We start from the raw sequence: 12,704 nt of genomic DNA on the forward strand, positions 1-12,704 counted from the left end.
GGCCTTCTGCGTTCCTCGCCTCACCCCCGATCGACTGCTCCAGAGGATGCCGTTTTCGCGGAGAAAAGCGTGATTCCGGCATCGTGTGGAGCAGCCGATCCAAGGGAAGACCGGCTCAGGTCATCGTGAAGTCGTACTCCACCGGAAGCGGTTCGCCGGAGACGGCCGCCTCCCAGAGCTCCCGCAGCACGTTCACGCCCTCCCGGAGATCCGGGACCTCGATGCCGGCCTTCAGGATCTCGGCCACCTCCTGCGTCCGGCCCAGGGCGTGCAGGGCCCGGGCCCGCAGGAGCAGCAACCGCCCGTGGAAGAATGCCGTGGGATCCTCGAACGGCGCCCCCGACAGCAGCGCGAGCGCCTCCTCCGGCTCACCCGCCTCGAGGACCGCCTCCAGCGCCTCGGCGAGCAGCCGTCGGTCGTCGGGCACGTGGGCGCACGCCGTGCGGTAGTGGGCCACGGTCTCACGGCGTGCGTCCTTCGTTCCGCCAACGCCGACGACGCCGGCCCGCCCCCGCGCGATCAGGGCGAGGCCGCGGTGGGCCAGGGCGGTGTCACGGACGGTGAGCCCGGTCGTCGCCAGATCCAGCGCCTCCAGATACAACGCCCGGGCCTCGTCGACCCGGCCCGCACCGTGCGCCATGAATGCGCGATGGATCACGGCGGCCGGGTCATCCAGCGCCGCGAGCCGTTCCTCCCACAGTCGCCCGGCCGGCTGCGTGGCGGCCCCGGGGAACGTGCCGTCCCGGAGCAGCGCGAGCCACGGTTCCTGCTCGGCGCTCAGCGAGGACTCGGGGAACGGGGTGCCCGTGGGGAACGACGGGAGGCCGGACTCCTGGCGCACCAGCGTTTCGAGAGCGCCCCAGCCGTGCCCGTGGCCGAGGACCTCCTCCACTGGGAGATCCATCCGCGCTTCGGCGGCCCGGTGCGCCTCCTCGAGGGCCGCGCGGTCCAGGAGTTCGTCCACGCGTTCACCACCGTGAGCCACGGCTGTGGACCAGTCTTCCGTGTGCGCCAGGGCCGGGTCCAGGGCGGTATTGCCATAGGCTTCGGTCCAGCTCCAGGACGACCCGCCCGGAAGAGGGAGGTGCTGGAACTGCGTCTGCGCGAGCCCCGCCTGGATCTCCGCGTACTCCCCGCCGTCCGGGGTCAGCCAGCGCTGCCAGTGGCGGCCGCCCTCGCTCGTGCCCCAGACGAAGAGCTTGCGGCCCCTCAGCCGGTCGGTCGAGAGCATGGCGAGGCCGTCGCCGTCGTCGTCCGCGGTGAGCACCCACTTCCGTGCCGCTTCCGGGACGTCGAAGAAGAAGTCGTTGGCATGGCGGTTCCGGGCCGGCCACGTGCAGTCGCGGCCCTCGTAGCGGCTGGGGTCGACCACTGTGATGCTCGAATAGTCGCTCGAGTAGGCCGTCGCGGCCGGGGCCAGGACCCGACTCCCCGGCGTCTGGGGGACGGCGGCGTTGGACCACCAGTACATCGGCACATCGTGATCCTGGGGGTTGGTGATCCGCACCGAGACGAAGAGGACGGGCGAGTCTTCGGGCAGCCACGCGTCGACCTGGAACACGACGCCCCGCATGCGTTCGTACTCCCAGAAACGCAGCACGTCCTGCCCATCAGGCCCCCGCACGATCCCGTGGTGCAGCGGAGCGCACGTCGTGGGGGAGTGGCCCCGCGTGCCGATGTTCCATTCGATCCCGCCGGCGAACCAGGCGTTCCGCAGCGCGAAATTCGCCAGTTGCAGCGTGCCCGGCGTGTGGAGCAGCTGCTTGCCGCTCCTCTTGTCGAACAGCTCCCACAGCCTGCCGCCCCAGCCGGGCAGGAACACGGCCCGCAGCAGCGCGTTCTCCAGCACGACCGTCTCCACCTCCCGGTCCTCCAGCGTCCGCCCGTAGCCGTCCTGCGCGGTGTAGGGGTGCAGACTCGGCGGATACCCGTAGCCGATGTCCCCGAGTCCCGCCGCCGCGCCCGACGCGGGATCGTACGGCGTCTCCGGCAGCGGGCCGAGGAGCGGCAGCGTGCCGTCCGGACCCAGCGGGGCGACTTTCAGGCGGCGTGAGGAGGCGGTGATGCTGACCATGGGAACTCCCGGAGACGACGACGGCGGTGGGCTCGGGCGGGCGACCCGTCACGGCGCCGCGCTCACCGCCGATTCTCGCGGGGCCGCGCGGGACGGTCCAGGGCGGCGGGGCCAAGTGGTCGGCAATGAACAGAACGGTCTCTCGGCGGAGCCATTCCGGCAGCACCCTGTCCCGATCGACTGCTCCACAGGATTCCATTCCCGCGCGGAAATCCGGTCGAAGTGGAACCCTATGGAGCAGTCGATCCGGGGCGTAGTCTGAGGACCGGACGAGGTGGGGGGCCGTGGAGCGCCCCGCTGCATCCGCACTCGACCGCATCACTTCCTTGAGGGACCGCCATGACAGAGAACAACCCGGGGGACCCGACCCGGCCGCAGAACCCACCGCCGTCCTACCGGCCCGCTCCGGGCTACCCGCCGCACAGCACTGGAGGTCCCGGGCAGGGCGGTGGCCAGAACGCGGGCGGGCCAGGTCAGAACCAGCGGCCCGGCCAGAATCCCCCAGGCCAGGGGAATCCCGCGGCCCCGGGCTACGGACCGGGACCGCATCAGGCCGCGTACGGCCAGCCCGGGTATGGCGGACCCGGATTCCCACCGCCGCTGCCGCCGCAGGGCAGACAGTCCAACGGCTTTGGCATCACCGCGCTGGTCCTGGGCATTCTGGCGCTGCTCGCCTCCCTGATCCCGTTCGTGGGGTTCATCGCGTTCATCCTGGGGCCGCTGGCCATCCTGTTCGGCATCCTGGGTCTGGCGCTGCGCCGGAACGCCGGGAAGGGCACCTCGATCACGGGCATGGTGCTGGGCGCCGCGAGCATCGTCGTCGCTCTCGTCGTCACGTCGCTGACGGCCGTCTTCCTCGGGCAGATCACCGAGAAGAGCGGCACGGCGGACACGACCACGTCTCCGAGCGCCGAATCGACCCCCTTCGCTCCGGCCACCGGGCCCGAGGCCACGCCAAGCACCACACCCAGCGGCACGTCCGGGACCGACGCCGTCGCGGGCAGCAAGGTGGAGCTCATCGCCACCGTGAGCAAGGGCAAGGCAAGCGTGACGTACAGTGTGGGCGGCGACAGCGCCGACAAGGACTTCACGGGCCGGTTCACGAAGCAGGGGACGCTGGACGACGTCATCGGCCTGGCGACGATGGTGATCGTGGGCGATCCGCTCGTCGAGGACCAGCAGCTGGGCTGCGAGATTCGCGTGGACGGGAAGACCATCAAGAAGGAGACCGGGAAGACGGCCGTGAGCTGCACCGTCACCAAGACCCCGTGAGCCGTGCGCCGGTGAGCCGGGGGCGCCCGTGAGCCGGGGGGCGCCTACGCGCCCGCCGCCGTCGCGCCATCGACTCCGCCGCCAGCCTGGCCGTCAGCCCCTGATCGACTGCTCCCTACGATGTCATTCCCCGTCGAATCTCGGTGAAAAGGGAATCCTGTGGAGCAGTCGATGAGGGGTGGGGAGGGCAACCCGTTCCGCACCGGTGCCGGGCGGCCGAACCGGCGCGGCGCCGGCGTCCGGTTCGGCCGCGCCGCATCACACTTTGGTAAACAGGTGTTGTGTGCTGCGCATCACATTCGCTAGTGTTGCGTCTGGCCTGAACTGGCAACACTTCTTTCAGATGTGGCCCGGGCCGGCGAGCGTGTGTTCCCACGCGCTGGAAGACTGACAAGGAAGTTCTCCGATGGCAACGAACAAGATCGCCCTGCGCAGTGTTATCGCACTCGCCGGGGTTTCCGCCCTGGCGTTGACGGCCTGCACCGGCCCGTCCGGCGGGGGGACCTCCACCGGAGGCAGTGGTGGGACCACCATCGCCTACGGCACCACCGACAAGGTCACCGCACTTGACCCGGCGGGTTCCTACGACAACGGCTCGTTCATGATCATGAACCAGGTGTTCCCGTTCCTCATGAACTCCAAGCCCGGCAGTGCCGAGCCTCAGCCGGACATCGCGGAGTCCGCCGAATTCACCAGCCCCACCCAGTTCACCGTCAAGTTGAAGTCCGGTCTCAAGTGGGCCAACGGACATGTCCTGGATTCCAAGGACGTGAAGTTCAGCTTCGACCGTCAGATCAAGATCAACGACCCGAACGGCCCCGCCAGCCTCCTGGGCAACATCGCCTCGATCACCGCCCCGGACGCCACCACCGTGGTGTTCACGCTCAAGCAGGCGAACGACCAGACCTTCGCCCAGATCCTGTCCAGCCCGGCCGGCCCGATCGTCGATGACGAGGTCTTCCCCGCGGACAAGCTGCTCTCCGACGAGGACATCGTCAAGGGCAAGGCGTTCGCCGGTTAGTACGTGATCGATTCGTACAACAAGAACACCCTGGTCAGCTTCAAGCCGTACTCCGATTACAAGGGCCTGCTCGGCGCTCCCGCCAACAGCGGCGCCACGGTCAAGTACTTCACGGACCAGAGCAACATGAAGCTCGAGATCCAGCAGGGCACCATCGACGTGGCCAACCGCAGCCTCAGCGCCACGGACATCGATGACCTCAAGAAGGACTCCAAGCTCAAGGTGCACGTCGGCCCCGGTGGCGAGATGCGCTACGTCGTCTTCAACTACGACACCATGCCGTTCGGCGCCAAGGCTCAGGGCGCGGACCCGAAGAAGGCCCAGGCCGTGCGCCAGGCCGTCGCCAACCTGGTGGACCGCCAGGCGATCGCGGACCAGGTCTACAAGGGCACCTACCTCCCGCTGTTCTCGAACGTGCCCAGCGGCTTCCTCGGCGCCAACACCTCCTTCAAGGACCTGTACGGCACCGACGGCAAGCCGGACGCGGACAAGGCGAAGAAGGCTCTCGCCGACGCCGGCGTCGCCACCCCGGTGGATCTGAAGCTCGAGTACAACCCGGATCACTACGGCAAGTCCTCCGGCGACGAGTACGCCATGGTCAAGGATCAGCTGGAGAAGTCGGGCCTGTTCAAGGTGGACCTGCAGTCCGCCGAGTGGGTCACCTACAACAAGGCCTCCAAGGCTGACGCGTACCCGGTCTACCAGCTCGGCTGGTTCCCGGACTTCTCCGACCCGGACAACTACCTCACCCCGTTCTTCCCCAAGGGCGGTTTCATGAACAACCACTACTCGAACCCCGAGGTGGACAAGCTCATCGCGAAGCAGCTCACCGAGAAGGACAAGACCCAGCGCGAGAAGGACATCCAGGATGTCCAGAAGCTGCTGGCGCAGGACATCTCCACTCTGCCGCTCCTCCAGGGCGCTCAGGTGGCCGTGTCGGGTGCGAACGTCAAGGGCGTGGACAGCACGCTGGACGCCTCCTTCAAGTTCCGGCTCGGCAGCGTTTCCAAGTAACACGACGGCAGGGGGCCGGGAAGCTTCATTCCCGGCCTTCTGCCGTTTCGGCTGTCAGCTCCTGACCGCCGCCCGGTGGCCGGGGCTTCAGTCCTCGGCACGGTCACGCACATCTCGACGCAAGGTTCCCCATGTCTTCCATCATCGAAGCTGAGTCGCCCGAGGCGCTCAGCCCCGCTGTCTCCCCCCGGAGCAGCGGGGGAGTGGGCCGGTACATCCTGGTCCGCTTCCTGCTCATCTTCCCCACGATCTTCATCCTCGTCACCCTGGTCTTCTTCCTCATGCGGGTCACCGGCGACCCCATTACCGCGGCACTGGGCGGACGCCTGCCGCAGGACCAGCTCGACGCCAGGATCCACGAGGCCGGCTACGACCGGCCCATCCTCATCCAGTACTTCGAGTACCTCGGCCAGATCGCCACCGGCAACTTCGGCACCACCATCTCGGACCGCCGGCCCGTCGCGGAGATGCTCGCGACCTTCGGCACCGCGACGCTGGAACTGACCTTCAACGCCCTCGTGGTGGCCTTGCTGATCGGCATCCCGCTGGGCATGATCGCGGCCCACAAGCGGGACAAGGTGCCGGACGCCATCCTGCGCTTCTTCGCCATCCTGGGCTACGCCACCCCCGTGTTCTTCGCGGGCCTGCTGCTCAAACTCACCTTCTCCGTGGCACTCGGCTGGCTCCCGGTCTCCGGGCGCGCGTCCACCACGACGGAGCTGGCCATGAGCCAGCTCGCGGCCCCCACCGGGATCTACTGGCTGGACGCGTTGCGCAGCGGAAACCTCGACGCCTTCGGTGACGTGGTCAAGCACGCGATCCTCCCGGCCATCGCCCTCGGTCTGCTGACCGCGGGCATCTTCCTGCGCCTCGTGCGCACCAACCTGATCGGCACACTCGGGAAGGACTACGTGGAGGCCGGGCGTTCGCGCGGTGTGAGCGAGTACCGCCTCGTCACCAAGCACGCCTACAAGCCAGCGCTCATCCCGATCATCACGGTGATGGGTCTCCAGATCGCCATGATGCTGGGCGGCGCGGTCCTCACGGAGACGACGTTCGAGTGGAAGGGCCTGGGCTATCAGCTGGCGCAGTACCTGACCGCCCGTGACTTCGTGGCCGTGCAGGGCATCGTCATGCTGCTCGCCGTGATCGTGGCCGTGACCAACTTCGTGGTGGACATCGTGGCCGCCATCATCGACCCCCGGGTGAGGTACTGATGTCTGCAACTCCGACGACGCCGGCCTCCGTGCCGCCGCGCCCCCAGGGCGGTTCCTGGCTGCGCCGCCTTCCCGTCATCTCCCACTTCCGCCAGAGCGTCGGCCTCCAGCGCGGCATGCTCGTGCTGGGCACCGCGCTCACGGTGCTCTTCGTCGTCGTGGCTCTGCTGGCGCCCGTGATCGCGCCGTACGGCTACTCCCAGATCTCCGACGCTGACGGCACCTTCCCGGCGCAGGCTGCCCCCGGCGGCAAGCACCTCTGGGGCACCACGGTGGGCGGCTATGACGTTTTCTCCCGTGCGGTGTGGGGTTCCCAGACCGCGGTGATCGTGATCCTCGTGTCGGTCGCGCTGTCCCTCGTTCTCGGCGTGCTGCTGGGTCTGCTCAGCGGTTACCTCGGCGGCTGGGTGGACCGGATCCTGGTCGTGGTCGCCGACGCGATCTACGCCTTCCCGTCCCTCCTGCTGGCCATCGTCATGTCGATCGTGATCAGCCACGGGCAGTCCAGCTTCTGGGGCGGTGTGCTCGCCTGTGCGTTCTCCATCACCGTGGTGTTCGTTCCCCAGTACTTCCGTGTCATCCGCGCGGAGACCATCCGTCTCAAGGCCGAGCCGTTCGTGGAGTCCGCCAAGGTGGTGGGCGCTTCCCCGTGGCGCATCATGGGTCGCCACATCTTCAAGAACGCCACCCGCACTCTGCCGCTCATCTTCACGCTGAACTCCTCGGAGGCCATCCTGACGCTGGCCGGTCTGGGCTTCCTGGGCTTCGGCATCGAACCGACGTCCGCGGCCGAGTGGGGCTTCGACCTGAACAAGGCGATGTCCGACGCCTCGTCCGGGATCTGGTGGACCGGCGTCTTCCCGGGCGCCGCGATCGTGCTGACCGTCCTGGGCCTCACGCTCATGGGCGAGAGCATGAACGATCTCAACGACCCGCGACTGCGCGGACGCCGCAGGCCGGGCCGCAAGGGCACGTCCCGTGGCGCCGTCGCCGGTTCCGCTCAGGGCGCCCAGAGCGTCCCGGGTTCACACGGAAAGGAAGCCACGGCATGAGCGCGGCAGCACATCGCGGGGCGACCGGTCCCGCGCGGCAGGACAGTGGGGCCGCGGTCCTGGACATCGAGCACCTGAACGTCACGTTCGCCACCGACGGCGGGGACGTCCACGCCGTCAAGGACGTCAGTCTGGAGGTGCGTCCGGGGGAGGTCCTGGCGATCGTCGGCGAGTCCGGCTCCGGCAAGACCGTGACGGCGCGGACCATCCTGGGCCTCCTGCCCGAGACCGCGACCAGCCAGGGCGCCGTCCTCATCAACGGCCAGAACGTCGTCAGTGTCAGCCCGGCCGAGCTGCGGAGGATCCGCGGCCGGGACGTGGCGATGGTGTTCCAGGAGCCGTCCACCGCTCTGAACCCGGTGTTCACCATCGGCTGGCAGATCGCCGAGGGCATCCGGGCCCACGCCCGCGACGGGCAGAAGGTCTCGGCCAAGGACGCCAAGGCCCGTGCGGTCGAGGCGCTGCGCAAGGTCGGCATCCCGGAACCAGAGGTCCGGGTGGACTACTACCCCCACCAGCTCTCCGGCGGCCAGAAGCAGCGCGTGGTCATCGCCGCGGCGCTGGCGCTGGATCCCGGGCTGATCGTGGCGGACGAACCCACCACGGCGCTCGATGTCACCGTGCAGGCGGAGATCCTGGAACTTCTGCGGGAGCTCCGGGACGACTACGGCACGTCGATCGTGCTCATCACCCACAACATGGGCGTGGTGGCGGACCTGGCCGACCGCGTCGTCGTCATGTACCGCGGCGACGTGGTGGAGGAGGCGCCGGTCCGGACCCTGTTCGCCGAGCCGAAGCAGGACTACACCAAGGACCTGCTGGCCGCGGTGCCCCATCTGGGACGGAACTCCGCGTCGGAAGGCGCCACGGGTCGGCTGCACCAGGATGGCAAGGTCCTCGTGGAGGCGAAGGGCCTGAGCATCGAGTTCCCGGGCCGTTTGGGCCGCCCGGGTTTCAAGGCCGTGGACGATGTCAGCTTCACGATCCGGGAGCGCGAGGTCTTCGGGCTGGTGGGGGAGTCGGGTTCCGGCAAGTCCACCATCGGCCGCGCCATCGCGGGCCTGAACCGGGTCACGGGCGGCAGCCTGACCGTGTTCGGGCAGGAGATGCTCGGGTTCCGGGAGAAGAACTTCAAGCCGCTCCGCAAGGACATCGGGTTCGTGTTCCAGGACCCCGCGGCTTCCTTCAACCCGCACCTCACCATCGGGGAGTGCATCGCCGAACCGCTCATCATCCACCGGAAGCCGAGCGCGGCCGAGGCGCGCAAGCGTGTCGGCGAGCTGCTCGAATCGGTGCAGCTGCCGGCGTCGTACGCGTCGCGGTACCCGCACGAACTCTCGGGTGGCCAGCGGCAGAGGGCCTCGCTCGCGCGGTCCCTGGCACTGAACCCGCCGCTCGTGATCGCGGACGAACCCACCTCCGCACTGGACGTCTCCGTGCAGGCGAAGGTCCTGGAGCTGTTCCGGGACATCCAGGAGGAGTACGGTTTCGCGGCGCTCTTCATCAGCCACGACCTGGCCGTCGTGGACATGCTCTCCCATTGGGTGGGCGTGCTGCTCAAGGGCCGGCTCGTGGAACAGGGCATCGGCAGCCAGATCATGGGCCACCCGAGCCAGGAGTACACGAAGCGCCTCATCGCCTCGCTGCCCGTTCCGGATCCGGACGAGCAGGCGGCCCGCCGCCAGGCCTACCGGGCTGGGCTGAGCGCCGGAGCCTGACTCACCGCCGAGTTCGGGGGATCGTGCCGAGACCGGGGCCTCCAAGCCCCGCCTCCGGAAGCATCCCCCGAACTCGGCCGTCGGTCAGGGTTCCACCAACCCGTCCCAGGACCACTGCGGCATCCGCAGCCCGGAGGGGACATCGTCCGCGCTCCGGTGGTAACGGGCCATGTCCACCGTGGTGGCCCAGGCGAAGTAATCATGCAGGGTCTGCCGGAGCCGTTCATCGGACGCGAGACCCGCGTCCTCCAAGGCCCGGTCGAAACAGGCGACGGCCCGGGCGTTCATCTCGTCGTGTTCCCCGTTCCCACTGTGCAGGCGGACCACGGAACTCTGGTCTCCGAAGGCCTCGGTGTAGAACTTCGGGCCGCCCAGGGACTCGGCCCAGTAGGCCGCCAGGCGCGGCGTGTGATCGGGCCGCGCCCCGTTCCGGAAGGCATGGCTCACGACGGCGTCCTCCAGCACCCGCCGGTGCCAGGCCTCCGCGAGGGCGAGCAGTCCGTCGAAGCCACCTGCTGCTTCGAAGACGGTCGGGGGATGATCCGCGCGCATACGAGCACCATACTCCCGTCGCGTTCGGGGGATCGTGCCGAGTTCCAGGCCTGCGGACCCCGGTGCCAGAACGAACCCCCGAACCCGGCGGATGGAACAATGGCGGCATGGAACAGCTCGCACTCATCGTCGGATTGCTCTTCGCCACGGTGCTCGCCGTCGGCCTCGGGGACCGCCTGAAACTCCCGTACCCGGTTCTCATGCTGCTCATGGCCATGGTCATGACCTTCATCCCCGGGTTCCCCGAACTGGCGATCGACCCCGAGCTGATCCTCCCCGTCTTCCTCCCGCCCTTGCTCTTCGCGACGGCGCAGCGCAGTTCGTGGCAGGTGTTCCAGCTGCGCTGGCGGACCCTGCTGTGGCTCGCCGTCGGGCTCGTGGTGGTGACCACGGTCTTCGTCGCCGGAGCGGCCTGGCTCCTCATACCGGGGATCGGCATTCCCGCGGCCATCGCCCTGGGCGCCATGGTGGCCCCGCCGGACCCGGTCGCCGTCGAGTCCGTGGCCGGCAAGGTCCACATGCCCCGCAAGCTCATGAACATCCTGCAGAGCGAGGGCCTGTTCAACGACGCGGCCGCCATCGTGATCTTCCAGGCGGCCGTCGCCGCGACCCTGGCGGGCCGGAACCTCGACGCCAGCCTCGTGCCGAAGTTCCTCCTGGGCATCGTCTTCGCCGTGATCATCGGCGTGCTCATGGGCTATGCGGCCAAACTCGTCACCTGGCTCGTCACCGCGGGTGTCGCGCGCACCGCCGTGAGCCTCGTGGTCCCCTTCGCCGCGTACATCCTGGCGGAGGAGGTCCACGCGTCGGGCGTCATCGCCGTCGTCGTCGTGGCACTGGAGATGAAGCGGCACGCACGGCCCGAGGACGCCTCGGAGCGCGTGAGTCAGGCGGCGTTCTGGGACGTGGTGGAGCTGCTGGCCACGGGCCTGGCCTTCGGCCTGGTCGGCCTCGACATCCGCCAGGTCATCCACCACGAGGGCGCGGGGATCTTCGCGATGGTCCCGGCGGCCATCGCGGTCTGCGCCGTGGTCGTGGTGGTCCGGTTCCTGTGGACCTGGCTGTACCTGTCCACCCGGCGGTCGCTGTACCGCGGTGATTGGGTGGGCATGCTCAAGGACGTCGTCATCCTCAGCTACAGCGGCATGCGCGGCCTGGCCACCCTCGCCCTGGCGCTTGCTCTGCCGCTGGTGCTCGACGACGGCTCGGCCTTCCCGGCCCGCGACCAGATCCTGGTGACCGCCTGCGCCGTGCTCCTGGTGACGCTCGTGCTCCCCGGCCTGACGCTGCCGGCTCTCATGAAGGTGCTCAAAGCCCAGGACGACGGCGCCGAGGAGAAGGAGGCCACCCGCATGCTCGGCCGCCGGGCGCAGAAGGCCGCCATGCTGGCACTCAAGGAGAGCGAACTCGTCAACCAGCTCACGCCCGAACAGCAGGCCATGATGGCCAAACGCTTCAAGTCCCTGCACCTGGAACTGCAGGGAGCGGATCCGGAGCACCCCGGCAAGGGCCTCCCCGACGACCTGCGCGAACGCTTCGCCAAGGGCCGTGAGCTCATGGTGGCGGCGCAGACCATCGCCCTCGACGCCGCCCGCCAGGAGGTGCTCGTGGCCCGCAAGGAACTGGGCATGGATCCCGAGGTGGCGGACCATGTGCTGCGCCAGCTCGACCTGCGCACCATGGTCATGCCCAAGACGGACTGAGCCGCCCGCGCGCCGCTGTTCAGACGCTTGCCGTGACTGGCGGCGTCGCGCTGGGCCGTGAAAGAGTTCGTGTATGAGCCAGAACACAGAACACGGGTCCGCCACGGGCCGGATCATCTACGGGTGCATGGGTCTCGGCGGAGCCTGGGAGCCCACTCCGTGCACCGAGGCGGACGTGGCACAGGCCTCCGAGGTCATCGATGCGGCCCTGGCGATCGGCGTCGAGCTGTTCGATCACGCGGACATCTACCGCTTCGGCAAGGCCGAGGCCGTGTTCGGCGAGGTCCTGGCGGCGCGGCCCGAGCTGCGGGACCGGATCCTCCTGCAGAGCAAATGCGGCATCCGGCTCCACGAAAACGGCCTCAACAACTACTACGACCTCAGCTACGACTCCATCATGGAGCGCGTCGAGGGCATCCTGGGCCGGCTCCGGACCGACCACCTGGACACGCTCCTGTTCCACCGGCCGGACCCGCTGCTCAACCGCGAGGAGGCCGCCCGCGCGGTGCGCGAACTCCTGGCGGACGGCCGCATCAAGGCGCTGGGCGTCTCCAACATGTCCACGGCGCAGATGGAACACCTCCAGGACGCGCTCTCCACCCCGCTGGTCGCGAATCAGCTCGAGATGAGCCTCGGCACCCGCGACTGGCTGGACTCGACCGTCACGGTGAATCACCGTCAGGGCGCCGGCAACCCGTTCCCGCACGGCACGCTGGAGCACTGTATGAGCCGCGGCATCGAACTTCAGGCCTACGGTTCGCTGGCCAACGGCCGCTACACCGGCGGGGTGCCGGCTGAGAACCTGAGTGAGGCGGACCGCGCGACGGCGGACCTGGTCCAGGAGCTCGCCGCTGAGTTCGGCGTGGCGCCGGAGTCCGTGCTGCTCGGCTGGCTCATGAAGCACCCGGCCCGCATCTCCCCGGTGATCGGCACCACGAACCCCGGCCGCATCGCGGCCTGCGGCGACGCGATCGCGGTGGCCGAGCGGATGGACCGCCTGCAGTGGTACCGGCTCTGGATCACGGCCCGGGGCGAGTTCATCCCGTAGCCGTCAGGCCCGCACAGGGAACTCGCGGCGCTA

General features: G+C 68.8%; 8 protein-coding genes and 1 pseudogene. 7 read left to right on the forward strand and 2 right to left on the reverse strand.

Annotated features, from left to right (window positions below; translation table 11 throughout):
• Positions 1-115: 115 nt before the first annotated feature.
• Positions 116-2,074: a DUF5107 domain-containing protein gene (locus tag BLV63_RS05590; protein ID WP_066211679.1), complete on the reverse strand. Its 1,959-nt coding sequence runs from the start codon at positions 2,072-2,074 to the stop codon at positions 116-118.
• Between the two features lie 339 nt (positions 2,075-2,413).
• Between BLV63_RS05590 and BLV63_RS05600 the strand changes: the two genes are divergently transcribed.
• The 5 genes and pseudogenes from BLV63_RS05600 (at position 2,414) to BLV63_RS05625 (ending at position 9,368) form a co-directional block, all read left to right on the forward strand.
• Positions 2,414-3,346 carry a DUF308 domain-containing protein gene (locus tag BLV63_RS05600; RefSeq protein WP_066211677.1) on the forward strand — a complete coding sequence of 311 codons (933 nt, stop codon included), beginning with the start codon at positions 2,414-2,416 and terminating at the stop codon, positions 3,344-3,346.
• 406 nt (positions 3,347-3,752) lie between these two features.
• Positions 3,753-5,381, forward strand: a pseudogene (locus BLV63_RS05605) (ABC transporter substrate-binding protein).
• 131 nt (positions 5,382-5,512) lie between these two features.
• The gene (locus tag BLV63_RS05615; RefSeq protein ID WP_066211675.1) at positions 5,513-6,598 is read left to right on the forward strand and encodes an ABC transporter permease; all 1,086 of its coding nucleotides are present in this window, start codon (positions 5,513-5,515) and stop codon (positions 6,596-6,598) included.
• Positions 6,598-7,650: an ABC transporter permease gene (locus BLV63_RS05620; RefSeq protein WP_066211673.1), complete on the forward strand. Its 1,053-nt coding sequence runs from the start codon at positions 6,598-6,600 to the stop codon at positions 7,648-7,650. The genes BLV63_RS05615 and BLV63_RS05620 overlap by 1 nt, the downstream gene beginning before the upstream one ends.
• Complete coding sequence (locus BLV63_RS05625) at positions 7,647-9,368, forward strand: ABC transporter ATP-binding protein (RefSeq protein ID WP_066211671.1); 1,722 nt, start codon at positions 7,647-7,649, stop codon at positions 9,366-9,368. Before BLV63_RS05620 ends, BLV63_RS05625 begins: the two co-directional genes overlap by 4 nt.
• 84 nt (positions 9,369-9,452) lie before the next feature.
• On the opposite strand, the gene BLV63_RS05630 is transcribed toward BLV63_RS05625, so the two are convergent.
• Complete coding sequence (locus BLV63_RS05630) at positions 9,453-9,920, reverse strand: group II truncated hemoglobin (RefSeq protein WP_066211669.1); 468 nt, start codon at positions 9,918-9,920, stop codon at positions 9,453-9,455.
• 107 nt (positions 9,921-10,027) lie between these two features.
• Here BLV63_RS05630 and BLV63_RS05635 point away from each other — a divergent pair, with 107 nt between their 5' ends.
• Together BLV63_RS05635 and BLV63_RS05640 are read left to right on the forward strand one after the other, a co-directional pair.
• Positions 10,028-11,623 (forward strand): Na+/H+ antiporter, encoded by a 1,596-nt coding sequence (locus tag BLV63_RS05635; RefSeq protein ID WP_066211667.1) that lies wholly within the window; start codon positions 10,028-10,030, stop codon positions 11,621-11,623.
• Positions 11,624-11,696: 73 nt separating this feature from the next.
• The gene (locus BLV63_RS05640) at positions 11,697-12,671 is read left to right on the forward strand and encodes an aldo/keto reductase (protein WP_066211665.1); all 975 of its coding nucleotides are present in this window, start codon (positions 11,697-11,699) and stop codon (positions 12,669-12,671) included.
• Positions 12,672-12,704 lie beyond the last annotated feature (33 nt).

The organism is Arthrobacter woluwensis (assembly GCF_900105345.1).
In the GTDB taxonomy this organism is placed as follows: Bacteria; Actinomycetota; Actinomycetes; order Actinomycetales; family Micrococcaceae; genus Arthrobacter_E; species Arthrobacter_E woluwensis.